At 38.1% G+C, this 25774-nt stretch carries 22 protein-coding genes (1 of these 22 only partly in view); 16 read left to right on the top strand and 6 right to left on the bottom strand.

All coding sequences use genetic code 11. The annotated features are described in order from the left end of the window. From IGK91_RS01540 to IGK91_RS01550, 3 genes are all read right to left on the bottom strand, one after another. Nucleotides 1-225, bottom strand: the beginning of a protein-coding gene (locus IGK91_RS01540) for an S-ribosylhomocysteine lyase (RefSeq protein WP_010720211.1). It extends 234 nt beyond the left edge of the window; the window shows 225 of its 459 coding nt (coding positions 1-225); it begins with the start codon at nucleotides 223-225; the stop codon falls past the left edge of the window. A gap of 163 nt (nucleotides 226-388) precedes the next feature. Then, on the bottom strand, nucleotides 389-1537 hold the full coding sequence (locus tag IGK91_RS01545; RefSeq protein WP_010738551.1) for a cystathionine gamma-synthase: 1149 nt from the start codon (nucleotides 1535-1537) through the stop codon (nucleotides 389-391). A 55-nt stretch (nucleotides 1538-1592) separates the two neighbouring features. After that, entirely contained in the window at nucleotides 1593-2510 is a 918-nt protein-coding gene (locus IGK91_RS01550; protein WP_010738550.1) for a PLP-dependent cysteine synthase family protein, read from the bottom strand. Between the two features lie 357 nt (nucleotides 2511-2867). Here IGK91_RS01550 and efp point away from each other — a divergent pair, with 357 nt between their 5' ends. Continuing rightward, nucleotides 2868-3431 (top strand): elongation factor P, encoded by a 564-nt coding sequence (efp, locus tag IGK91_RS01555; RefSeq protein ID WP_010720208.1) that lies wholly within the window; start codon nucleotides 2868-2870, stop codon nucleotides 3429-3431. Nucleotides 3432-3484: 53 nt separating this feature from the next. Here the strand turns inward: efp and IGK91_RS01560 are convergent, their stop codons facing one another. Further along, nucleotides 3485-4975, bottom strand: a complete 1491-nt coding sequence (locus IGK91_RS01560) for a helix-turn-helix domain-containing protein (RefSeq protein ID WP_081123472.1) — start codon at nucleotides 4973-4975, stop codon at nucleotides 3485-3487. Between the two features lie 354 nt (nucleotides 4976-5329). On the opposite strand from IGK91_RS01560, the gene IGK91_RS01565 reads away from it, so the two are divergent. The 14 genes from IGK91_RS01565 to IGK91_RS01630 all read left to right on the top strand — a co-directional run bounded on the left by IGK91_RS01565 (nucleotide 5330) and on the right by IGK91_RS01630 (nucleotide 23066). Continuing rightward, a complete protein-coding gene (locus tag IGK91_RS01565; protein WP_430605319.1) occupies nucleotides 5330-8836 on the top strand; it encodes a SpaA isopeptide-forming pilin-related protein in 3507 nt (1168 codons plus the stop codon). Then, nucleotides 8836-10245, top strand: a complete 1410-nt coding sequence (locus IGK91_RS01570; RefSeq protein ID WP_081123474.1) for a SpaH/EbpB family LPXTG-anchored major pilin — start codon at nucleotides 8836-8838, stop codon at nucleotides 10243-10245. The genes IGK91_RS01565 and IGK91_RS01570 overlap by 1 nt, the downstream gene beginning before the upstream one ends. Continuing rightward, nucleotides 10242-12119, top strand: a complete 1878-nt coding sequence (locus IGK91_RS01575; RefSeq protein WP_010738546.1) for a SpaH/EbpB family LPXTG-anchored major pilin — start codon at nucleotides 10242-10244, stop codon at nucleotides 12117-12119. The genes IGK91_RS01570 and IGK91_RS01575 overlap by 4 nt, the downstream gene beginning before the upstream one ends. Before the next feature lie 33 nt (nucleotides 12120-12152). Continuing rightward, nucleotides 12153-12980 carry a class C sortase gene (locus IGK91_RS01580; RefSeq protein WP_034866078.1) on the top strand — a complete coding sequence of 276 codons (828 nt, stop codon included), beginning with the start codon at nucleotides 12153-12155 and terminating at the stop codon, nucleotides 12978-12980. Between the two features lie 98 nt (nucleotides 12981-13078). Continuing rightward, nucleotides 13079-13726 (top strand): PAQR family membrane homeostasis protein TrhA, encoded by a 648-nt coding sequence (gene trhA, locus IGK91_RS01585; RefSeq protein ID WP_025480259.1) that lies wholly within the window; start codon nucleotides 13079-13081, stop codon nucleotides 13724-13726. A 374-nt stretch (nucleotides 13727-14100) separates the two neighbouring features. Continuing rightward, on the top strand, nucleotides 14101-15348 hold the full coding sequence (gene lysA, locus IGK91_RS01590; protein WP_010738544.1) for a diaminopimelate decarboxylase: 1248 nt from the start codon (nucleotides 14101-14103) through the stop codon (nucleotides 15346-15348). Then, complete coding sequence (gene dapF / locus IGK91_RS01595) at nucleotides 15345-16151, top strand: diaminopimelate epimerase (RefSeq protein ID WP_010738543.1); 807 nt, start codon at nucleotides 15345-15347, stop codon at nucleotides 16149-16151. Before lysA ends, dapF begins: the two co-directional genes overlap by 4 nt. Continuing rightward, nucleotides 16144-17025: a 4-hydroxy-tetrahydrodipicolinate synthase gene (gene dapA, locus IGK91_RS01600; protein ID WP_010738542.1), complete on the top strand. Its 882-nt coding sequence runs from the start codon at nucleotides 16144-16146 to the stop codon at nucleotides 17023-17025. Before dapF ends, dapA begins: the two co-directional genes overlap by 8 nt. Continuing rightward, nucleotides 17022-17729, top strand: a complete 708-nt coding sequence (gene dapB / locus IGK91_RS01605; protein WP_081123476.1) for a 4-hydroxy-tetrahydrodipicolinate reductase — start codon at nucleotides 17022-17024, stop codon at nucleotides 17727-17729. Before dapA ends, dapB begins: the two co-directional genes overlap by 4 nt. A gap of 14 nt (nucleotides 17730-17743) precedes the next feature. Further along, nucleotides 17744-18439 (top strand): 2,3,4,5-tetrahydropyridine-2,6-dicarboxylate N-acetyltransferase, encoded by a 696-nt coding sequence (gene dapD, locus IGK91_RS01610; protein ID WP_081129630.1) that lies wholly within the window; start codon nucleotides 17744-17746, stop codon nucleotides 18437-18439. Between the two features lie 14 nt (nucleotides 18440-18453). Continuing rightward, complete coding sequence (locus IGK91_RS01615) at nucleotides 18454-19455, top strand: aspartate-semialdehyde dehydrogenase (RefSeq protein WP_034866081.1); 1002 nt, start codon at nucleotides 18454-18456, stop codon at nucleotides 19453-19455. Next, nucleotides 19452-20801 carry an aspartate kinase gene (locus IGK91_RS01620; RefSeq protein ID WP_010720195.1) on the top strand — a complete coding sequence of 450 codons (1350 nt, stop codon included), beginning with the start codon at nucleotides 19452-19454 and terminating at the stop codon, nucleotides 20799-20801. Before IGK91_RS01615 ends, IGK91_RS01620 begins: the two co-directional genes overlap by 4 nt. After that, on the top strand, nucleotides 20761-21870 hold the full coding sequence (locus tag IGK91_RS01625) for a M20 family metallopeptidase (protein WP_164907387.1): 1110 nt from the start codon (nucleotides 20761-20763) through the stop codon (nucleotides 21868-21870). The genes IGK91_RS01620 and IGK91_RS01625 overlap by 41 nt, the downstream gene beginning before the upstream one ends. 29 nt (nucleotides 21871-21899) lie before the next feature. Beyond that, entirely contained in the window at nucleotides 21900-23066 is a 1167-nt protein-coding gene (locus tag IGK91_RS01630; protein ID WP_081123479.1) for a pyridoxal phosphate-dependent aminotransferase, read from the top strand. Nucleotides 23067-23229: 163 nt separating this feature from the next. Here the strand turns inward: IGK91_RS01630 and IGK91_RS01635 are convergent, their stop codons facing one another. Continuing rightward, entirely contained in the window at nucleotides 23230-23571 is a 342-nt protein-coding gene (locus tag IGK91_RS01635; RefSeq protein ID WP_010738536.1) for a type II toxin-antitoxin system PemK/MazF family toxin, read from the bottom strand. Next, nucleotides 23571-23801 (bottom strand): type II toxin-antitoxin system PemI/MazE family antitoxin, encoded by a 231-nt coding sequence (mazE, locus tag IGK91_RS01640; protein WP_010738535.1) that lies wholly within the window; start codon nucleotides 23799-23801, stop codon nucleotides 23571-23573. The genes IGK91_RS01635 and mazE overlap by 1 nt, the downstream gene beginning before the upstream one ends. Before the next feature lie 459 nt (nucleotides 23802-24260). Between mazE and IGK91_RS01645 the strand changes: the two genes are divergently transcribed. Continuing rightward, nucleotides 24261-25640 carry an FAD-dependent oxidoreductase gene (locus IGK91_RS01645; RefSeq protein ID WP_010738534.1) on the top strand — a complete coding sequence of 460 codons (1380 nt, stop codon included), beginning with the start codon at nucleotides 24261-24263 and terminating at the stop codon, nucleotides 25638-25640. Nucleotides 25641-25774: the final 134 nt, after the last annotated feature.

Raw genomic sequence — 25774 nt, forward strand, 5'->3', positions numbered from 1 at the left:
CCAGTCAACAATATAATCAGCATGGTTACGAATCAATTCTGCAGTTAAATGCTCTAAAGAATGTAAACTTGGCATATCCATATGCTCTTTATTAGGTTGTTTGAAGCGAACATCATATTTGATAATGACATCGCCGTGTTCCCCAGTTTTTTTATCAGCTACTCTGATATAAGGTGCTTTTACTTTTGTGTGATCAAGATTAAAACTTTCTACGTTCATTTTCATGACTTAAGGCTCCTAACTATTGGTAATCATTTTTGTTTATCGGAATCAAGTACACATCTACTAGAAGAAACTTCGATAAACACAGTGCTTCCAATTAGATTCTAACACTTATTGCTTTGTAGGTGTAGCAATCTGAAATGAAATTTATCTTTTCTCTCATTCGTTAATTTTCTTTTAATTGCTGAAATGCTTGAGTTAAATCCTCAATAAGGTCATCCTCATACTCAATTCCCACGGATAAGCGGATCAATCCATCTTTGATACCTGCTTTTTCCCTTTTTTCTTTAGGAACGGAAGCATGAGTCATCACTGCGGGAAGTTCGACTAAACTTTCCACACCACCTAAGCTTTCTGCCAAAATAAACAATCGGAGAGATTCAACGAAAGGAATCGCAGCCTGTTCATTTTTTAGTGTAAAAGAAACCATGCCACTATAACCACTCATTTGTGCTTGCGCAATTTCATGATTTTTATGAGTGACTAAACCAGGATAAAAGACTTGTTCAACTTCAGGGCGTTCGTTTAAGAAGTGTGCGACCGCAAAAGCATTTTTTTGATGTTCTGCCATTCGTACACTTAATGTTTTGATTCCTCTTTGAAGTAGCCAGCTGTCTTGTGGCCCTAATACACCGCCAATGGCATTTTGATAATAGCCGATAGCATCCGCTAAGGTTTCATTATTTGTAGTAACCAAACCTGCAACGAGATCACTGTGTCCTCCGAGATATTTTGTCCCGCTGTGTAAGACGATATCTGCCCCTAAGTCAAGTGGTCTCTGGAAATAAGGGGTGGCAAAAGTATTATCAACAATTGTTATCAGTTGGTGTTTTTTTGCTAGTTGACTATTTTTTTGGAGATCAGTGATTTTTAATAACGGGTTACTTGGAGTTTCTAAATAAAGTGCTTTTGTATTGGGTTGAATGGCTTGCTCTACTTGTGCCAAATCACTCGTATCGACAATTGTATATTCCAGACCACTTTTGGTTAGGACTTGATCAAAGAGTCGAAAAGTACCACCATAAACATCATCGCCTAATAAAATGTGGTCTCCTGATTGAAAAAGAGAGAAGACTGCATGAATACCGGCTAATCCAGAGGCAAAAGCAAATCCTTTGATTCCACCTTCCAACTCAGCAATCAATTCTTCAAGGGCAAAACGTGTGGGATTCCCAGAACGAGAATATTCATATTGCTTGGGATTTCCCACGCTATTTTGTCGATAAGTGGATGTTTGATAGATCGGAACACTAACTGCTCCAGTAGTAGGGTCTTCACTGATTCCGCCATGTATTAGTTTTGTTTGAATATGCATTATTTGTTCCTCCTAATTTTTTATATCTGTATTTCGGTCAAAACGACTATTTGTTTTATGAATAGATTCCTTTTGATAAATAACGGTCTGCTCCATCTGGGAAAATAGTTACCACTGAACTTCCTAAAGGTAATCGTTGGACTTCATGTAAGGCTGCCGCAAAAGCAGCGCCGCTAGAACTACCAACTAATAGACCTTGTTGCTTGGCTAGTTGCTTTGTGTAAGCAAAGCCTTCTTGATCAGAAATCATTTCAAACCCATCTATGGTGATTCCAGAAAGAAATGGTGGGGTAAATTCAACGCCAATTCCCTCGATCTTGTGACTATGAGCAGTACCACCATTCAAAATTGAGCCTTCTGGTTCGACACCAATTAAACGAATGTCTGCATTTTGTTCCTTTAAATATTTAGCGGTGCCCGCAAACGTACCGCCACTACCAATCCCCGCTACAAAGCTAGTGATTGGTTCGGTAAGTTCTCGACTGATTTCTGGACCAATCGTCTGATAATAGGCCATGGGATTTGCCCAATTCTCAAATTGCATTGGTAGAAAGCTGTGAGGAATAGTTTTTGCTAATTCTTTACTTTTTTCAATCGCACCAACGATGCCGAGTTCACTTGGTGTATGGATGATTATTGCGCCTAATGCTTTCATCACTTGTTGTTTTTCCATACTGAATTTTTCAGGAACGACAAAGATTGTTTTGATAGAATAACTTAAAGCAGTTAATGCTAAACCAATTCCAGTATTACCAGCAGTAGGTTCAATAATTGTTGTCTCTTTTGTGATCTGTCCGGTTTGAATCCCTTGTTGGATCAGATAATGACCGAGTCGATCTTTGATACTTCCGCCGGGGTTCAGATACTCTAATTTTGCATAAATAGCTGAATGTTGGGGCATAGGATAATCTTTAGCAGTAAATTTAAAAAACGGGGTGGAACCAATTGCTTCGGTGATTGTTGTAATGATCATAATTCCCTCCTAAAAAAATAGAATATAAAAAGGAGCTGACTATTAAATCAGCTCCTTGAAAAAATCATGAAATAAGTATTGGAAAACGGAAGAAGGCAATACCAATTTATGAAGGGCTATTAATAGACATGACAAATCGTATGCTGCTTTTATGCACCATACAACAACAAATATTCATTTGTTTTGATTTGCTGTTTGTCATGTGAAGTCCCTCCAAAAATGAATTTCATTAAAAATAGCATGATTAAACGAGAAAGTCAAAGAGTAAAACTTAAAAATAGATAATTCCCTAGTTTTCTAAGCGGTTGTCTGATACAATAAAGTTGATTATGATTAAGTTAAGAAGGAGCAAAAATAATGATCTCAGCAAGTGATTTAAGAGCCGGTATGACATTTGTTCAAGACGGTAAATTAATTAAAGTTTTAGACGCAAGCCACCACAAACCTGGTAAAGGAAACACTGTGATGCGTATGAAACTAAAAGATGTTCGTTCAGGAGCAACATATGACACAACTTTCCGACCAGAAGAAAAGTTTGAAAAAGCACATATTGATACGAAACCAGTACAATATTTATATACAATGGACGACACAGCATTCTTTATGGATCTTGAAACATATGAACAATATGAAATTCCAGTAGAGACTGTAGAAGAAGAAATGAAATATATTTTAGAAAATATGGAAGTAAAAATTCAATTCTTCGGCAGCGAAGTGATTGGTGTTCAACTTCCAACAACGGTTGTTTTGCGTGTTGTTGAAACACAACCTTCAATTAAAGGAGCAACCGTGACTGGTTCTGGTAAACCAGCTACAATGGAAACAGGTTTAGTCGTTAACGTTCCAGACTTCATCGAAACAGATGAACTACTTGAAATCAATACAACAGAAGGCACATACGTAAAACGTGCATCAAAATAACAATAAAGGCTTTTGTTCAAGATCCAGTAGGATACTTGAGCAAAAGCCTTTATTTATAGCTGTTTTTTTAATTTTTCATGGTGGGCATGTGAAAGTCGTTGATACAATGCCGTTTCAAAATCATTGTAACGACAAAAATCAATGACCGCATATTTTGCTGGGTCTAGCTCTGGAGGAATAAGCAAGGGTGAACCAATAATATAAAAATCATACTGTTTCGTGAGTGGCAGATGGGCTTTTTCAATCTCGATAAAAGGAATCTTTTCACCTAGATTAAATATCTCATAAGTGATCAAGTATTCTGAAACGTTGATAAAGCCAACTTTCAATTTATAGTCTTCTTCTAGCTTGGTATAATACGGATAAAGTAAACAAGCTTGGATGAAAGCTAATTCACTACTACAATTTTTTAACCAAAGGAAGTTTTTACGATTCGCAATCTTTTTCCAATAACTTTCGATTTTAGTAGCTAAAATTTGGATCATAGGATATTTCTTTTGGATATACGTAGAAATAAAAAAGGTTGTTAAAGGGATTTTTTGTTTGAATACAGTAAAATTCAACAATGAAAGGTAGATATTCGCATGAAGGGAAGGCTCTTCATGAAAGTTGAAATTACTAATATATTTTTGACAATGCGTTTCAAACTCTTCCAAGACTTTTTTTAAATGGTTGTTCGCCTGCAGATAAGAATGTTCCACGATTGGTAATTGGACATCTGATTTGGAATTTAGAAAAGGCCAATAATAGAACAAATAAAAAAGGGAATTGATTTCTAAAATATCGAGCTTCAAATTAGCAAGTTGAAAGAAATCATAAAAAAATTCAAGATCTGTTCCACTAGGGATAAAAGAAGTGGGAGTTAATTCATAAATATCAGTGAAATGACCCTCTTTAATTCGTAAAAGATTGATTTTACAATGGAGCATAGCTTGCTTCTTGCCGATTGCATATTTATCTTTCAGGTGTTCCGCTTCGTATAACTCAAATAGTGCTTTTAAATCATCGCTAAAATAGAGATCATCTAGACTTTCACCTAATGAAACAAACCAAAAAAAGTTAAAAAACATAATCCGGATCAGCATTTCCGAACCTGTTAGTGTTAAGTTCGTTAAGTTCAAAGTGATATGATAGTCTTTAAAATACTGCGCTAATTTTTTGGTTTGGCGAAAACAAGTGGAACGGCTAATATAGTTGCGTTGACAAAAAGAAGCAAGATCTTCATCTTGCTTCTTGATGATACTAAGCAATAACTGATAAGGGATACTTTGTGTGGTTAAAAAATTTTGATATTGATTGTAATGGATCATTCTTTCACGAATGATCAACTTATTTTTAGCCGTTAATAATTGTTTATTACTTATCTTTTCCAAGTCTTCTTGAATAGAAACAAGGATTTTTTTTAGTTTAACCATACTGATTGTTGTTTCTAAGTTTTCTCTTAGGTTATCGATCAAGTGCTCTCCTGGAGATAACGTCAATAGTTGACCATAAACAGCTAATTTTCCTCGCGAATGATCATCTAACAATAATTGCTCGATCAATAAATCACCATCTTTTCTAATTTAGTATTATTATTATTAACTCATTTTTATCATCTTATAAATATGTATCTCAGATTTTTATATTTTTTCAGTAATTGTAGAAATGAGAAGAAAGTCAGTGTTTCAAAACCAAGTCTATTCGATCAGTTATTTTGAAAATATAAACTATATCATTATATAAAAATAACAGAAAGTTTATAGATATATTTTTTACTTACATATCTTCTATAGATTTAATATAACTAAAAAAACCACTTAAAAATTGAATGAGAATAAAAAGAGAAAAAATAGAGGTTTTTTCTCTTTTTTTATATTATCTAACTGAATTTTAAATAATTTTTAAGGAGGATATCTATGAGAAAGAAACAATTATTCTTTTTGTTAGGGGCTTTAGGAATCATTGTTGTACTCAATTTTTTCTTTCAGAATAGGAAACTTGTCGAAGCAAGTAATGAGGCTACTATGGAAATAATGGCTAATGAATATGGCCAAGTCCAAGCTCATCAATCTGCGGAACAATTGACCGTCGAATTAGGGCTTTCTGAGAATGACCAAGGACATAGATACTTGGTACGGGTTATTGATTCAGAAACAAAAGAAATGCTTCTACCAATTCCAACAACTGAATATACGGAATACCTTAATGAAACTAGTGGAAAATGGCTCACAACTAGCCAATTTTTCAAGCAAGAGTATCACGAGAAGTGGATTTTTGCAGGCATCAAGCAGAATCAGTCAGTTGACGTAGAAGTTTTAGTGGAACAACAAACGGCAGAAAATGAGCAAGGAAAAGCACTCACGCCGATTGTGAAGGAATCATTTAAGTTTCTGGAAAATAATACATTAGAGCAACAAAGTAGTAAGGAGTCTTCGCTGGAAACAACGGAGCAATCGACTAAATCTAACGAAGCAGACACAAAGGAATCAACAGAAAGAGGAAATGAAGAACAGCAAGCAAAGGAACAAGATCTTGAAGAAGATACAAAAGAAGAGGTTGTACGTCCGTTTGAATTTCCCGCTCTCTTTTCTGCTGGAAATAATAAACAAACTGTCACACCTATCGTACCAAATTATACCAACGATTCTACTGGGGTCTACCCACAAGCAGCGTGGCAGCCGACAGGAAACGAAACGGTTCTCAATTATCAAGGAAATCAAAATGGTCAGTGGGATGGTGTGACGTCATGGAATGGCGACCCATCTAATCGGTCAAATTCTTATATTGAATACGGGGGAACAGGAGAAGAATCCTCTTATGCTATTCGCAAATATGCACGAGAAACGACTACACCAGGATTATACGATGTTTTTTTAAATGTACGTGGGAACGTTCAAAAAGAGTTTTCGCCTGTAGACGTTGTATTAGTAGTCGATTGGTCAGGCAGTATGAATGAAGACAATCGTTTGGCAGAAGTGAAACGAGGGGTCAATAGTTTTGTAGATACCCTTGATCATAGTGGTATAGCTGAAAAAATCAATCTTGGCTATATTGGGTATTCTAGTGTGGGTTATAACAACGGTTCAATCCCACTAAGTTCATTCAATTCTGTAAAAAATAAGATTAAAGCGATCACACCTTCAACGACACAAGGGGGAACCTTTACTCAAAAAGCGTTGAGAGAAGCTGGTGAGATGTTGGCTGAACAAAATAATCATGAAAAAGTGATTGTTTTATTAACGGATGGTGTGCCAACCTACTCCTATCACGTGAACAAAGTGTTTACAGAACAAGATGGTAGTTATTATGGAACTGAATTTAGCGATGTACGAGAAGGAGCCGGAAATACTTCTCTTTTAAGTAGATATTACAATGTTCCAGATCAAAACAATCGAGAGAAGAAAATTCGGAGTACGTTTATAGCGACGATTGGCGAAGCATTAGCGCTGAAAGAACGAGGAATCAAGATCCATGGCTTAGGAATCCAATTGCAATCAGATATTCCAGCAGGCTTATCAAAAGCTGATGTGGAAACAAATATGAAGAAAATGGTATCAACGGATGAATCTGGTCAATTCTATTACGAATCGGCTGATCGCGCCACAGATATTTCTGATTATTTAGCGAAAAAAGCGGTCCATATTGCTGGAACCATCAGTAATGGAAAAGTGATTGATCCGATTGCTCAACCCTTTGTTTACGAAGAAAATACTCTCACGATCAAAGATGTAGGGAAAAATGCTGTCGCAGTAATGCCTACGATTGGTATTTCTGGTTCAACGATCCAAAGCAATCAACTATATTTAGGGAAAGATCAGGAAATCCAAATCCATTATCAGGTACGAATCCAAACTGAAAGTAAAACGTTTAAACCCGATGTATGGTACCAAATGAATGAAAAAACAACCTTGCAACCGACGGCGGATGCTTCAACAATTGTTGAATTTGGCGTTCCTTCCGCAAAAGCACCAGGCGTAACATTGTCTTTCACAAAAGAATGGGAAGAATATGATCATGATACTAGCCTACGACCAGATCACATCACTTATGAAATAAAACGAACACCAACAACAGATAAAAATAGTTGGCAAACTGGATTTGTCCAGTTAAATAAACCAACTAATGATACCGAGGGAACTTGGAGACGTGAAGACATCAAGTTACTCTCAGCAAGTAATGGCGCTGACTATCATGAAAACATGATGTTGCCAAAATTTAATAACCAAGGACAAGCGTTTAACTATCAAGCAAGTAACGAAATGACCGTTGAAGGTTATGAGGCTGCTAAAGTCAACGATACGACTTGGAAAAATACTAAAAAGTTTACACCATTTGATTTGAACATCACCAAACATTCTTCATCTGGAGCAAAAAATCTTGTAGGAGCAGTTTTCGAATTAACTGGTCAATCTAAAACGATCCGCTTGATCGATAACAAAGATGGCAGTTATCACTTGCCTGCTGATGTTCGATTAATGAAAGGGGAAACCTATACGCTTACAGAGGTACAGGCACCAGACGGACATGAACTTGCTCAAAAAAACACTTGGAAGATTGCGGTATCAGCCGAAGGAAAGGTAACGATCGACGGACAATCCGCAAAAATCGAGGAACAGGCGATTCTTCTAACGATCGAAAATCCTTTCAAAAAAATTCCTTTGGCGATTCACAAATATACGCTTCATGGGTCAGAAAAAGTCCACTTAGCAGGTGCTACTTTTGAATTACAGAAAAAAGATGCTGCTGATAGTTATCGATCAGTAGCGACAAAAGTATCGGAACTAACGGGACTGGCTCAATTTACAGTAGAGGAACCAGGAGAATATCGAATGGTAGAGAGGAAAGGACCCGTTGGCTATGATACGATTGCCGGGAATTATGAATGGACGATTGATCAATATGGCACGTTCCACTATGAACATGAAAATGTTGAGGTAGATCCGCAGTGGACATTACAGCATCAAAACCATCTCAAACCTTTTAATCTTACGGTCTATAAAAAACAAGATAACGGGCAATCATTAAAAGGGGCTAGCTTTAAACTAGAGGGAGAAGGGTCAAGTGTCGAACTACCTCAAGCAGGTGAATCAACGGATACATTTACATTTGAAAACCTTCAACCTGGTTCTTACACGTTAACAGAAACCAAAACACCAGATGGGTATCAAGGATTGAAAAAGCCAGTCTTGATCGTTGTGAAGGAAGATGGAACAGTGACCGTGGATGGGTCCAAACAAGAAAGTGGATTAGTAGCTGGAGCCGAAAATAATCAAATTACGTTAACGATTACCAATCAAGTCAAAGTTCCTTTACCTGAGACTGGCGGAATGGGTCGTATCTGGTTCTATTTAGCTGGTTTCCTTGCGATAAGCAGCACATGTTTCGTTGCCTTTTTCAAAAAACAAAGAAAGGGCGTGGCGTAATGAAAAAAAGAATCTGGTATATCTTGTTCCTCATTCCGCTGTTGTTGACGATTGGATCGCAAAGAAGTGCGGCTCAAAATATTCCGAACCAATCTTCGAATGAGCAGGTACAGATTATCTTGCATAAACTTCTGTTTACGGAAGGGAATTTACCTGATCCACAAAAAAATACGGGTGAAGAGCAAGTATTCTTCCAAGAAGCTCAGGGGCTAAATGAGGTGAGTTTTTCGGTTTATGATGTCACAGCTTCTTTCTATCAATTGAGAGAACAAGGGATCGATGTCACAACAGCGCAACAACAGTTAGCAAAAAAGGGACAAGAGATCGGAACGTTTGTAACAGAACAAATCACCAAAACCGTTGGTAACGAAGCTGGTATCGCTCAATTTCAATTACCAAAGCAAGATGCACAAGGAAGAGATCAAGTGTATCTTTTTCAAGAAACGAAGACACCAGTAAACGTCAAAGAAAAATCAGCCAATTTAGTTGTGGTACTCCCAATTAATAATGAGCAAGGTCAAGAATTGAAGACGATTCATTTATATCCTAAGAACGAAGAAACGCCTCCACTTTCTTTTTTGGAAAAAAAGATCCAAGGAGATTCCAGTGTTTCGTTTGGTGAAATCGTCACTTATACAGTAGATACCATTGTTTCTGACTGTCAAAGCTATCAACTCATTGATGAAGCTGATGATCATTTGTTCTTCTTACCTGATACATGGAAACTTAAAATTGGCGGACAAGAAATACATTCCGGGTATAAGATGGTTTCTCATCAAAATGGCTTTGAATTGACATTGGCCAAAGAGACACTCCAAAAAATGGTTGGACAACCACTTTCGATTACCTATCAGATGCAAGTATCAGCGACAGCAATTCCAGACGAGGAATTGAAGAATAACGTCACGGTCACTACAGAACGTGAGTACCTCCAACGATCAACTGCCATCCGTACGGGAGGAAAGCATTTTTTGAAAATTGATAGTCGAAATCAAAGACCTCTACAAGGCGCTGTATTTCTAGTAAGAAATCAAAGAGGTAAATACCTTCATCAAACGAAGGAAGGCGTTACTTGGCGAATGAGTAGTGAAGGAGCGTATAGACTAACTTCCGACCAATCAGGGAATTTTTCAGTTCGAGGGTTGACCGACGGGAATTATTACCTTGAAGAGATCCAGTCACCGAAAGGTTATATCAAAAGTGAAGAGCTAATTCCTTTTGTAGTTGAAAAAAATTCGTTTCAGCAAAACGGACAACAGGCGGATCCTTTGAAGGTAAAGAATCGTAAAGCAGATTTCGGTTTGCTGCCTAAAACAAATGAAAAAAATAGCCAGTTTTATGTCATCGTTGGGCTAATACTAGTTAGTATCAGTCTGTGGAAATGGAGAAAGAAAGGTGAAAATAAATGAAAAAAGAGTGGAAAGCAATCGACATTTGTTGGGGAATATTATTCGTGTTATCAGCTGTTTTAGGTAGCTGGGTAGGGCAATCGCCTGTCTTTGCAGCTACCGATCAAGAAGTTGCACAAGTGATCTTGCATAAAAAAAAAGCACTTTCTTTACCCAATGTTATTCAAAACAGTGGGAAAGAGATGACAGAGTTTGACCAATATCAAGGTCTAGGAGATGTATCATTTACTGTTTATAATGTAACGAATCAATTTTATGAACAACGAAATAATGGTAAATCAGTCGAAGAAGCGCAACAAGCAGTTCAAGAGCTGACTCCTGGAGAACCTATCACGTCGGGAACGACAGATGCACAAGGAAGCGTAACGCTGGAATTGCCAAAATCTCAAAACGGAAAAGATGCGGTTTATGTCATCAAAGAAGAACCGAAAGCAGGGGTAGTCGCAGCTGGCAATATGGTATTGGCTTTTCCTGTTTATGAAATGATCAAACAACCAGACGGCTCTTATCAGTATGGTACAGAAGAATTAGACACGATTCATTTATATCCTAAAAATCTTGTTTCTAATAATGGGGTATTGCAAGTCAAAAAAGTGGGGACAGCCGAAAATGAACCATTGAATGGCGCAGTCTTTAACATTTCAAAAACCGAAGGAGCAGTAAAAAAATACCTTCATAGTGTGAAAGACGGGCTTTATACTTGGACAACTGATCAAACCGCTGCTAAATCTTTTTTGACTGGGAAAACGTATCATATCGGGACAGCTGACTTCATTGAAGAAAACAGTGAAAAAGGTCAGATGGAAATTTACGGGTTAGAAGTTGGCCACTACCTTTTGGAAGAAGTGAAGGCACCAGATAACGCCGCATTGATTGAGAGTCAAACGAAAACAGCATTTGAAATTACCGAAAATAATCAAACGCCTGTCGAAAAAACGATTAAAAATGATACATCAAAAGTTGAAAAAAGTACGCCAAAATTAAATGGCAAAGATGTAGCAATTGGCGAAATGATCCAGTATGAAATCAAGGTCAATCTTCCCGAAGGAATTGCTGATAAAGAAGGTTCAATGAACAAATACACGAAATTCAATTTAATCGATCAACACGATGCAGCATTGACTTTTCATCATGCAGTCAATGGCACCAATGGCTATGCACTTTACGATGGAGAAACAACAATCGATCCAAGTCATTATACAGTGATTGAGCAAGAAAATGGCTTTACGGTGGCAGTTGATCCAGCGTACATTCCTTCTTTAACGCCTGGAGGAACATTGAAATTTATTTATTATATGTATTTGAATGACCAAGCAAATCCAACTACAGGATACCAAAATGAAGCAAATGTAGAAAACGACTATACGAAAGACCAAACACCACCAACTGTTGAAGTAGTTACAGGTGGTAAGCAGTTTATCAAAGTTGATGGAGCGGTTTCGACAAACCAACCGTTAGCAGGTGCTAGCTTTGTCGTTCGAGACCAAGATTCAAGTGAGGCGAACTATTTGTTGATTGATCCTCAAACGAAAGCCGTTAATTGGACGAAAGAGCAAGGAAAAGCGACTGTTTTTACTACTGAAAAAGATGGGTTGATTACCATCATTGGATTAGCTTATGGAACCTACTATTTAGAAGAAATCAAGGCACCAGAAAATTATGTACAGTTGACTAACCGCCTTTCATTTGTAGTCGATGAACAATCTTATCATTTGTCTGGACAAGTCATTTCACCAGAAAAGGTACCAAACAAGCATAAAGGAACATTACCTTCTACAGGTGGCAAAGGGATTTACCTTTACCTAACAATTGGTACAGTCTTATTAATCATGGGAATTGGTTATTTTGTAAAAGTAAAAAAATCCCATCAATAAAAGGAAAAACGAGTCAAAAAAGGATGACGATCAATGAGTAACAAAAAGCGGCGATATTTGGATAGTTTCATGACCTTGTTATTCATCACAGGAATCGTAATTTTTATGTATCCTTTTGTTAGTGATCGTATCAATGATTACCTGGATCAGCAAATCATTAGAAAATACCAACAACAAGCACAACAACAAAAGACAGAAGAGTTAGAGAAAATCCAACAAGAATATCTAGAAAAAAATCGAGAACTTGCAAAAAGTAATTCTTCCCCAGGCTCTGACCCATTCGCCGAAGAAGAACCGGAGAAGGTAACACAATCAACGATCCAAAAACATACCATTGGTGTGTTATCAATCCCGAAAATCAATGTGCGACTACCGATTTTTGACCAAACGACTTCTTTTTTTCTGGAAAAAGGTGCCTCTTTATTGGCAGAAACCTCTTATCCAGTTGGGGGTGAAAGTACTCATGCCGTTCTTTCTAGTCATCGTGGATTACCCAAAGCCAAACTATTTACGGATTTAGATCAACTAGAGAAAAACGATTTGTTTTTTATCGAAAGTCAGAATGGTAAATTAGCGTATCAAGTGGATCAAATCAAAATTATTGAGCCTACAGATCTTGATGATCTGATGATTGAAAAAGGGCAGGATTTAGTTACATTATTAACATGTACCCCTTATATGGTCAATAGTCACCGGTTGCTGGTACGAGGACACCGTATTCCCTATGAAGATCAAGACATTGAAAAAGAAGTCAAGAAAATTGATAGCCAAAAAAAACGATCTCTTTTGATTCTTGGATTCGTATTGATTGAATTGCTAGTGGTCGGGATAGTGTGTTTCATTTGCTATTTTAAACATTAAGTTTTAATATAGTTTTGAAAACTAGATGTAAAAGTCTTACAAACAGTATATAATAGGTTTATAAGAAGAAGGCATCAATGATTGGAGGAAATACAAAAATGGAAGTAGAATTTAGTCGGAAGTATCAAATAGTGAATGAAGTGTTGAATGCCGTCACCCATGGGATTGCAGCGTTTTTAAGTCTCATTTGTTTTGACTTGCTGATGGAACAAGCTCATTCAACCCTCGATTATGTTGCGTTTATCATTTATGGCAGTTCGCTGTTTTTGCTTTTTTTCAGTTCTACGTTGTTCCATAGCTTGATTTTTACAAAAGCAAAAAAAGTGTTTCAAATATTCGATCATTGTTCGATCTATTTACTGATTGCCGGGACCTATACGCCTTTTTGCCTGTTAATCGTTCAGGGACTTTCTGGTGTACTATTACTTAGTGTAATCTGGGCAACAGCAGTTATCGGGATCATTTACAAGTGTTTGACTTTAGCGAAAGCCAGTCAGGTTTCTAAAGTATCAACGATTATTTATAATGTGATGGGCTGGGGAATCGTGATTGTTTTACCAAAACTTTATCAAAACATCAATTTGACCGGTTTACTTTTATTGGTCGCTGGTGGGTTAGCTTACTCGATCGGTTCAATTTTTTATAGCATGAAAAGTAAGAGATTCACACATGTTATTTGGCACTTATTTGTGATGTTAGGTGCATCATTGATGTTTTTAGCCGTTTACTTTGGGTATGTGGTTTAAAAAAAATCAATTTAAGAATGAATTTTCTGATGAACAAAGGAATAGCTCTCCTTTTTACAACGAAGGATTAAATTAAAAAATACGTTTGGTTTCGATGGAATGATCGCAACCAAACGTATTTTTATTTGATGGAGTAGTTGCTTTCACTAGATTGTATGATTGAAATAGTGAGATTTATGAGCATATCCATTGTTTTTTAATCTTTTATTCGCTAGTTTTGTATTTATACAAAAAAATGTATGAATGCACTTTTTTTTATTAAATTTATGAATATAGTAGACAATCACTGAGAATTTGTTTAATATTATTCAAATAAAATTCAAATCTTAATGAGAGAAATTTTAAAAAACATTGCGGAAAAGAGGTAGTCTCGAATGTCAGAATTAATGATCGGTGAAATTCCTGTTAGTCAATTAGTAAAACAATATCAAACACCCCTTTATGTTTACGATGAGAAGCAAATGGTGGAGAACATCAAGGCATTTAAACAAGGATTTCAATCAGATCATTTTAAGACAAAGATTTTATATGCATCAAAAGCATTTCAGACCGTCGCCATGTTAAAACTGATTCAATCACAAGGATTAGGTTTAGATGTAGTTAGTGGTGGTGAGATTTATACAGCTGTGTGTGCTGACTTTCCAATGGAAGAGGTCTATTTTCATGGAAACAATAAAACACCTGCGGAAATCCGTTATGCTATTGAAAATGGACTTGTTCATTTTGTAGCGGATAATCTCATGGAAGTTGAATTGTTAGTCGCACTTAGCCAAGAATATCAAAAAGAACTCCAGGTAATGATCCGGTTGAATGTAGGGATCGAAGCACATACGCATGAATATGTCGTTACCGCTCATATTGATTCAAAATTTGGTCTACTCTATGAAAGTGAAGAGTGTCAAAAAGCGATCCAATTTATTCAGGGTAGTGAATTTTTACAGTTAGAAGGCTTTCATGCACATATTGGTTCGCAGATTTTTGAATTATCGGCCTGGATAGCAGAAATCCATAAACTGGTTGGTTATCTTAAAGATTTTGATGAAGTACTTTCGCTAAATCTTGGGGGAGGGTTCGGTATTCGTTATACCGAAAGTGATCAGCCATTACCCATTGAAGAATCTGTTCGAGAATTAGTACGTTTTACGGAAGAAGCTTTAAAAAAACAAGGATTAGTAATCAATGAATTGTTGATCGAACCCGGAAGAAGTATCGTTGGGGAAGCAGGAACGACGCTTTATACGGTAGGATTTATTAAGCAAACGCCAAATAAAAAATATTATTTTGTCGATGGGGGAATGACCGATAATATCCGTCCAGCACTCTATCAAGCGAGCTATCAATGTGATCTGGCAACCAAATTAAGGGAAAAGAAAACCGAAAAAGTCACGATCGCTGGGAAAATGTGTGAGTCAGGTGATGTGGTTATTCAAGAAGCTCTTTTGCCTATCGCTGAACCCGGAGATATATTAGCGGTATATGCCACAGGCGCTTATGGTTATTCAATGAGTAGCAACTATAACCGAGCTTTGACGCCTGCTGTGGTATTCGTCAACGGTGAAACTGCTCGATTAGTGGTACGTAGGCAAGAATATGAGGATTTATTGCGAGGTGAAGTTCAATGATCCTGCATAAATATAATGGTTGCGGCAATGATTTTATCTTAATGGACTATGAAGAAGGAATCGATTATCACCAATTAGCCAGCAAGTGGTGTGGACAGGATCGATTTGATACAGATGGGTTGATTGTCGTTCGAGAGCAACCTTTAACGATGCTTTATTTCAATAAAGATGGCAGTCAGGCGCCGATGTGTGGGAATGGAATTCGTTGTTTTGCTCGGCATGTATGGGATAAAGCTATGGTAGAAACTTCACCTTTCGACGTACACACATTAGCGGGTGTGATTTCCATTGAAATTTTGACAGAAGAACCTTTTTATTGTACCGCTCAGATGGGACAACCCGATTATTCGACAGAAAAGTTAGCGGTCAATCAAACAGAACCCATCGTGGATCAAATAGTATGTATTGGACAAGTGGATGTCCAGCTAACTAGTTTGTTTATGGGCACGATCCATACCGTTGTTTTTGTAGAGGATGCAAAAGCGCAACAAATGAAAGCGTTAGGGGAACAGATTTGTCACCATCCATTATTCTCAGAAAAAACCAATGTTAATTTTGTCCAACGAGTCAATGAACAGGAACTGATCGTACGCACGTATGAACGTGGTGTTGGTTGGACATTGGCTTGTGGTACTGGCTGTTGTGCGGCTTATGTTGTAGCTAGAGATCATGGATACTTAGCAAGTGCTAAGGCCATGATTCACTTAGAGCAAGGAGAGTTAATGATTACTGGGGAGACACAAATACAAATGACGGGACCAGCTGTTCATGAATGGTCACAAAAGGAGATGTCGTATGATTAAAGGTTCGATCGTTGCATTGATTACACCGATGAATGCGCTTGGCGAAATTGACTATCAAGGATTAGAGAAACTAATTGAGTTTCATCTTTCAGAAGGTACAGATGGCCTGTTAGTGTTAGGAACAACTGGGGAATCTTCGACGTTAACGCCAGAAGAAGAAGAGGAGATTCTACGTTTTACAGTAGCAAAAGTAAATAAAAGAATCCCAGTCATCGCAGGCGCAGGAACAAACGATACGAAAAAAACAATTGAAAGAGTCCAACGTTTAGCAGCGATTGGGGCGGATCAATTGTTAGTGATCACGCCTTATTATAATAAGACAAGTGATGCAGGTTTGTTGGCGCATTTTACTGCAATTGCTGACCAATCACCACGACCGATCATTTTATACAATGTACCATCTAGAACTGGAATGACGATCCCAATTCCAGTCCTGGAAAAATTAGCGACACATCCACAAATCAGCGGGATCAAAGAAGCATCAGGTGATCTTGCTTATGTGATGGCAGTTGGTCGTCTTTTGACAGACTCGTTTGTCCTTTATAGTGGCAACGATGATGCTATTTTGCCGATATTAAGTGTGGGTGGAAGTGGGGTTATCAGTGTTTGGGCCAATATCCAGCCTAGATTAGTCCATGAATTAGTCGCAACGTTTGAGCAAGGGAATCTTCGACGAGCGCAACAAATCCAATTAACTGCCTTACCATTGATCCATGCCTTGTTTAGTGAAACAAATCCGATCCCAATAAAAGCCGCAATGGAGATGATGGCTCTTCCTTCAGGTGTGTTACGGCTACCACTTGTTCCTCTGTCTGAGGACAAGCGAGGAGTATTACAGGAATTATTACCTATGAAAGGACGAGAACAGGTATGAAAATTGGTGTAGTCGGACATGGACGAATGGGCAAAAAAATCCAAGAAGTCATTGAATCTTATGAACATGAGGTCGTTTTTCCAAAGGTCTCCCTTAAAGAAGCGACTACTTTATCTTTTCCGAGTAATATCTCACTCCTTATTGATTTTTCTCACGCAGATAATTTGGAAAAAGTGCTAGATTATGGAGCAGCACACCAACTTCCAGTCGTGATCGGAACGACTGGCTATAGTGAGGAACAATTCCAGGCAATCGAAGCGTTTGGGCAACGTTTCCCCATTTTATACAGTGCGAACTTTTCTTTAGGGATTTTTGTCATGAATCAATTAGTGAAGCAGGCTGCTGAATTATTGAAAACATGGCAAATCGAATTGATTGAAAAACATCATGACCAAAAAAAAGATGCGTCTTCTGGAACGGCTCAATCACTACTCGCTAGTATGCAAGAAGTCCGTAAACTATCGCCTGTTTTCCAATGGAAAGATCAACCTAGAAAAACCGATGAAATCGGAGTACACAGTTTACGTATTGGTTCTCTACCTGGAGAGCACGAAGTTTTATTTGCATCTACGGATGAAGTATTATCAATCAAACATGAATCGTTTTCCAATCAGATTTTTGCAGAAGGAGCAGTAAGTGCAGCTTTTTGGTTAAGCAATCAACCAGCTGGATACTATCAATTAGCAGATACTTTAGGTGGATAAAGGAGAGAAAGCAAATGGACGCACAAGCAATTATACGTTTGATTCAAACAGCTGATAAAAAAACACCGGTTAAAGTGTATTTAAATGTCACTGAACCAATTAAATTTGAAAAGTGTAAAGTATTTGGTCAGGGGAATAGCCAAATTATTTTCGGTGATTACAAAGAAATCGCACCAATCCTCGCAAAAGAATCCGCTAAAATCATTGAGATCGAAATAGAAGAAACAGCTAGAAATAGTGCCATACCTCTGCTTGATTTAAAAGAAATCGATGCTCGGATCGAGCCAGGAGCAATTATTCGGGATCAAGTAACGATCGGTGATCATGCGGTCATCATGATGGGAGCGATCATCAATATCGGTGCGGAGATTGGGGAAAACTCGATGATCGACATGGGGGCAATCTTAGGCGGAAGAGCGATTGTCGGCAAAAATTGTCACATTGGTGCGGGGGCAGTGTTGGCGGGTTTGATCGAACCGGCTTCCGCTCAACCAGTGGTGGTTGAAGACGGTGTCTTGGTTGGTGCGAATGCTGTCATTGTTGAAGGTGTCCGTATTGGCAAAAATGCAGTCGTAGCGGCTGGAGCAGTTGTTTTAGAAGATGTAGCCGCTGATACCGTAGTGGGTGGAACACCTGCCCGAGTATTAAAAATCAAAGACGAACAAACGAGGGAAAACACCGCATTGATCGCTGCATTACGGGAATTATAGAGAGGATGAAAAAGATGCGCAAAATAGATACCTGTATCGTTGGAGCAACTGGTTTAGTTGGTCAAACGATGTTGAACGTGTTAGCAGAATATGATTTTCCAGTAGGTCGTTTGAAATTATTAGCATCCAAGCGTTCAGCTGGAAAAGTCTGTGTGTTTAAGGGAAAAGAATACACAGTAGAAGAATTAACAAAGACATCATTTGACGGGTATGATTTAGCGCTTTTTTCAGCCGGAGCAGAAATTTCACTTGAATTTGCGCCACTTGCTAGAGAACATGGGTTGGTCGTCATTGATAATTCTTCTGCTTGGCGAGAAGATCCGTCGATTCCGTTGATCGTTCCAGAAGTCAATCTAGCAGATCATGAAATGAACCGATTGATTGCCAATCCAAACTGTTCCACGATCCAAGCCATTTTACCGTTAAAGGCATTGCAACAGACATTTGGTGTCAACCGCGTGAACTATTCCACCTATCAAGCGGTCTCTGGTTCGGGGCAACAAGGGCTAACTGATCTTCACGCCACTCAAAAAGGGCAGGAACCTTCGCTTTATCCGCATGATATCAGTCAAACAGTCATCCCCGAAATTGATGCACCGTTGGTTGATGGGTATACGAAAGAAGAACACAAAATGATGGCTGAAACAAGGAAGATCCTACATTTGCCTAACTTACCTGTCTCGGCTACTTGTGTACGTGTCCCCATCGAAGTTGGTCATGGTGTTTTAATCGCAGTCCAGTTGGCGCAGCCATTTTCACTTGCAGCAGTCCGTCAATGTTTGCAACATTTCCCGGGAATAACAGTCGTGGATGATTTGCCCAACCATAGTTACCCGACCAGTATCCTTGCTAAAGGAACAGATGAGGTATACGTCGGCAGACTCCGGCATGATCCTACATTGGAAAATGGGCTGTTGCTGTATACCGTAGCGGATAATATCCGTAAAGGCGCAGCTGCGAATGCTGTACAAATCGCCTCTGCATTGTTATCACCAATCAGGGAGGTGATCCAATGAAAGTCGCAAAATTTGGTGGCTCATCGATGGCTCATGAAGAACAATTCAAAAAGGTAAAATCTATTATTTTAGCTGCTCCTGAACGAAGTGTGATCGTTGTTTCCGCTTTAGGAAAACGAACAAAAGAAGATGACAAAGTCACGGATCTCTTGTATTTGATCCATGCCTATCTTCATCATGGAGTCGATTGGACACCTTTGTGGGAAAGGATCTGTGAACGATTCATTCAAGTGAGAGATGTCTTGTCGTTGACTTTTCCGATTGAAGATGAATTATTAGAGATCCAAAAAAAATTACAGCGAGAAAAAGTCTCGCAAGATTTTTTGGTCAGTCGGGGAGAATATCTCACTGCGAAGTTATTAGCTGAATATGTTGGTTATACGTTTATAGATGCGAAAGAACTGATTTTCTTTGATTATACGGGTGAGATCGATGAAGAACGGACGAAACAAGCAATAATAACTATTTATCAAGAAAAAGGCCCACTAGTAGTCCCAGGATTCTATGGTGCTAATCCAGTTGGAAAAGAAAAATTGATGGGGCGAGGTGGGAGCGACATCACTGGCGCAATCTTAGCCAAACTATTGAATGCCGACTGTTATGAGAATTGGACGGATGTTTCTGGGATTATGATGGCTGATCCACGAATCATTGACACGCCAAAAATCATCAAAGAAATTTCATTTAGAGAATTACGAGAGATGGCGTATATGGGGGCAAATGTTCTCCATGAATCAGCTATTTTCCCAGTACAAGAAGCAGGTATCCCGATTCAAATAAAAAATACGAACGATCCAGAGGCGCAAGGCACTAGAATTTCCAGCAAAGAAGTCGAAAAAGAAAATGGCTTAACAGGGATTGCTGGAAAAAAAGATTTTCTTTCGCTAACACTATTTAAACGACATATGTCTGATGAAATCGGGTTTATTTGGAAAGCAATGAGTGTCTTTGCGAATCATGGTATTTCGATCGAACACATTCCTTCGGGGATCGACAATATTGGAGTAGTCGTTTCAGCAGAAGCCATTGCAGATCAATTATTTTTGATTACCAAAGAGTTAAAAGAAAATTTGGGTGTCGAGGAAGTCGAAATTATCGAGAATCTGGCATTGATCTCAGTTGTTGGCGGACCACATAAAGAACTGATTGGACTTTCTGGCAAAGTCTTATCCATCTTAAATCAACTAGAGATTCGGACATCGATCTTATCCCAAGGGGCACAAGAATTAAACTTGATCATTGGGGTAAAAAATGAAGAATATGAAACAGTCGTTAAAGGGCTCTATGAAGGGATGGTGAATGTCGATGTTAGCAAAACATCGCATGGCGTTACATCAAATTCCTGAAATCGGCTTTCATGAATTTAAAACCAAAGCGTATTTGCATGAACAAATCAAGGATCTTGGGGGAGTCCTGCATGAGATCGGCGAGACTGGTTTATTGCTTTATTTTGATCATCAACAAAACGAAACGATTGCTTTTCGGACAGATATTGACGCCTTACCGATCCAAGAAGAAACAAATCTTCCCTTTGCTTCTACTCATGAAGGGATGATGCATGCGTGTGGTCACGATGGACATATGGCAATGTTATTAGGGTTAACGGAATATATCGCAGATCATAAAGAACAGTTAATGTACAACGTTGTTCTGATTTTTCAACCTTCGGAAGAAATATCTGGCGGAGCGGAAAGTGTTATTCAAACAGGTTTGTTAGAGTACTATCAAGTCCAAGCGATTTTCGGATTTCATTTATGGCCAGGTCTTCCCAAAGGCGAGATCTATTCACGATCGGGCGCCTTTATGGCACAAAGTAGTGAGACAGATATCATTGTCAAAGGGAGATCTGCCCATATTGCCTCTAGTGAACAAGGGATCGACAGTATCCGAGGAGCCATTGGTTTTATGGATGAAGTATACGAGTTGGAACAATCTTTACCTAAAGAATGGCGACGTTTAATAAAGTTTGGACAGATCACTGGTGGTACGATTCGAAATGTTTTAGCAAATGAAGTAACTATTTCAGGCAGCATCCGTTCTTATGATCAGCAAATCCAAGATTCGATCAAAGCACAACTGGCTGATTTAGCAGAGAAATTTCAAAAAAATTCGCAGGTATCGATCCAATTCCGTTATAATGATGGATATCCAGCGGTCATCAATGATCCTCACATATATACAGCCTTGAAGCAATCAGAAAAATTACATGAGCTTGAACAACCGGTCTTGCAAGCAGAGGATTTCGGTGTTTATACCCAGAAGTATCCATGTGTTTTTTTCTTTCTCGGTGTCGGTGATACACCAGCACTTCATGATGCACGATTTGATTTTGATATGGCTGTGTTAGAAAAGGGTGTCGCTTGGTATCAAACGATCCTTCATACAAAAGGACTTTTGCTAAAAAAGGATCAGTGACAAAGAAGTGATAAAAAGGAGAAAACCACATGAATTTAACCAATCGTTTTAATCACAGGCTTGCAAAAATAGCAGTGTCACAAATCAGAAGTTTTGACCAACAAATTTCTGCTATCCCCGATGTCATCAAGTTAACCTTAGGAGAGCCTGATTTTCCAACACCCGAACATGTCAAACAGGCGGGGATCACTGCTATTGAAGAAAATTATTCCCATTATACGGGGATGAGGGGACTACCCGAAGTTTGTGAAGCTGCTTGTTTATTTCAAAAAGAACGTTATGGGTTGGTATACGATCCTCAAACTGAAGTACTAACGACAGTTGGTGCCACAGAAGCAATCGCTGCTTCTTTACTAGCGATTTTAGAAGAAGGCGACAAAGTATTGATTCCTGCGCCTGCTTATCCTGGCTATCAGCCGATAGTGGATCTTGCTGGAGCGGAATTGATCACGATCGATACGTCAGAAACAGGCTTTATTTGCCAACCAGAACAGTTAGAAGCAGCCTTTGCTATTTATGGCGACTCGATCAAAGCAATTATCTTGAACTATCCAAGCAATCCAACAGGAACACTGTTAACTTCAGAACAAATGGCAAAATTAGCTGAAGTCATCAAACAACGATCGGTCTTCGTGATCAGTGATGAAGTCTATGCAGAGTTGAATTATGTCGGAGACCATGTCTCGCCAGCGTCTTATCTTCCGGAGCAAACAATTGTGATTAGCGGTTTATCCAAATCTCATGCGATGACCGGCTGGCGGATCGGCTTTATTTTTGCTCAAAAATATGTGATTGATGAAATCATCAAAGTCCATCAATATTTAGTCACTTCAGCCACTACGATGGCTCAAAAAGCTGCGGTTGAGGCACTTACTACCGGAATGTATGATGGGGAAAAAATGAAAGAACAGTATGCGAAGAGAAGAGATTATCTTTTAGGTCAATTAAGTGAGTTAGGGTTTGAAATCATACCACCTGATGGCGCCTTTTACCTGTTTTGTAAACTGCCAAAAGAAGTTACCTTGAATTCTTGGGAGTTTTGCTTACAGTTAGCAGAACAAGGCAGAGTCGCCTGTATCCCTGGTTCAGCTTTTGGACCAGAGGGTGAAGGCTATATTCGGATTTCTTATGCAAGTAGTTTGGCAGAACTTACGGAAGCTTGCCAACGGATTCGCCTTTTTTTAGCTGATATGTAATCAAAAAAAATGAAAAGCTACGTTCATTTTATTGAACGAAGTTTTTCATTTTTTGTTTACTTTGTTGATTGAAAGAGGAACATTTGTCATTTTTCTTTTTTAATGGTGTACATTTTTTAGTTTTATTTGGCATAACGAAAGATTATGATCCAATTTAAGGTGCTTAAAATATATACTGGATAATCTGATCAATTTTAGCCATATCTTGTAAAGGTAAATTTTCGACCTTTTTGAGTTTTCTTTCCTTGAAATCAAGTGATTTTAATTGAGAAATAAGTACTTGTCCCTTTGTATCTAAATCTTTGGGAAGCGAATAGCGTGTCGGTAGATTTTTTATAGTAGAAGTAATTGGACAGATTATTGCAAACATTGTTGTGCAATTAAATTCATAACGAGATACAACCAAGCCTGGTCTTCTCTTTTGAATTTCTTTGCCTGTGGATGGATCAAAATCGATCCAAACAATATCCCCTTTTTTAGGAATATAATTTCTAGCTTTAGGCACTATAAAATTTCTCTCCCTTCAGGAGTTAAGTCTTTCCATTCATCTTTTTCGTAATACTCAGCTTCTTGTCCAGCACTAAATGGATCTTCGATTTTAGGAACTAATGTGATTGTCCCATCTTCAGAGTAGACAACAATATATTCTTGATTTTCTGAAGGTTTTTTACCATTATCAGACGGTAGTGTAATTACTACAGAACTACCTTGTAATCTAGATTTTGTAATGAGCATATATACCACCTCTTTACTCTTATAATACTATACAACATTAAGTAACGCAAAGTTTTTCCTGTATTTATTTGTAAATGTTAAGTGTTCTGAAACGATCTTTTTTGTACAGTTATTATTTTTGGTATGTTTTTTTCTAATTTCATGGCTGAGGAGGTCTATAGTACCAGCTAACTTTATTAGTATGGAAAATGTTTTTTATATAAATTTTACAAGTTAAGTCAAGCGATATAATTGACAAATAATAGCATAACCGTTTTATTTTTCTGTACAGTTATTTCTTACTAAAAAGTATTGCCATCTAAAAAGAAAGTTGATAAACATTTAAGTCAAAAACTTAATAGAGAAAGTCTTATTTTTTCTGTCCAATATTTGGGCATTTCTTTTGATTTATAAAAAATCGAGTGTTATGTTTGAATTGTTTAGAGTTATTCTAAATAATTGAACAAGGAGGTTTCATCAATGGAGAAAACAAAGGTTATTATTGTCGGCGCATCTCATGGCGGACATCAATCGATTTTAGAATTGCTATCTAGATATGGTGAAAATGTCGATATCACCTTATTTGAAGCAGGGGATTATGTTTCGTTCATGTCATGTGGCATGGAATTATATTTAGAGGACCAAGTGACAGATGTTAATGATGTACGAAATTTCAGACCAGAAAACTTTCCACAACCCAATGTTCACATTTTAAACAATCATGAAGTAAAAGCGATTCATGCAGACCAAAAGACAGTAACGGTGACTAGTATCTTAGATAAGAGTACCAAAGAGTATGAATATGATAAATTGATCTTAAGCTCAGGAGTAAAACCAAATTCATTGCCAGTACCAGGAACAGATTTAGAGAACGTTTATTTGATGCGTGGGTACGATTGGGCTACTAGAATCAAAGATAAATTAACTGATCCAGCGATCAAAAATGTAGCTGTTATCGGTGCAGGCTATATCGGGATCGAAGCCGCTGAAGCTTTTCAAAAAGCAGGGAAAGAAGTGACGTTATTAGACGTGATTGATCGACCATTAGGCACTTATTTAGATCCGGAAATGACGGATATTTTAACCGAACATTTAAAAGAAAAGGGTATCAAAGTCGTGACGGGTGCGAAAATCACTGCTTTCACTGGTGAGCAACAAGTCGCTGCGATTCAAACAGCAGATGAAGAAATCGCGACAGATCTTGTGATTCAAGCAGCTGGAGTCAAAGCGAATACGGAATGGCTAAAAGGAGTCGTAGATTTAGATGATCGTGGTTGGATCGTTACCGATGAATATTTGCAAACCAATTTACCTGATGTGTATGCAGTAGGGGATGCAACCCTTGCTTATTCGATACCTGCCCGCTCAAAAATGCCGATTGCACTAGCAACAGTGGCAAGAAGAGAAGCACGATATGTAGTCAAACATCTATTTGAGGATACACCAAGCCAACCATTTGGAGGCGTTGTAGGTTCTTCGGCATTAAGTGTTTTTGATTATCACTTTGCAGCTAGTGGTTTGAATAGTTTTACAGCAGAAAAAGCAGGCGTAGCCATTCGCACAGCTTATTATGAAGATACTATTCGTCCTAAATATGTACCTGAAGAATATGGGAACACGAAAGTTTCAATCCAATTATTCTTTGACCCAATGACACATCAAGTCCTTGGCGGAGCTGTTTTATCTACTTATGATGTGACTGCTCAAGGCAACGTACTAGCGCTAGCGATCCAACAAAAACTGACGATCGAAGATTTAGCAGAAGCTGACTTTTTCTTCCAACCTGGTTTTGATCGCCAATGGAATATGATCAATCTAGCCGCGCAACAAGCATTGGGAGAAGAACCATTTGTAGAATAAAATCAAACAATTAGAGACATTCGTTAGAAACGTGGTATTTTACGTAAAATATAAATGGACCGCCTGAAACATATCAATTGTTTCAGGCGGTTTTTGTTATTTTTTTTTGTTAATAACTTTTCGTCACTGTTTTA

It is taken from the genome of Enterococcus sp. DIV1208, assembly GCF_050530455.1.
Taxonomy (GTDB): Bacteria; Bacillota; Bacilli; order Lactobacillales; family Enterococcaceae; genus Enterococcus_B; species Enterococcus_B hirae.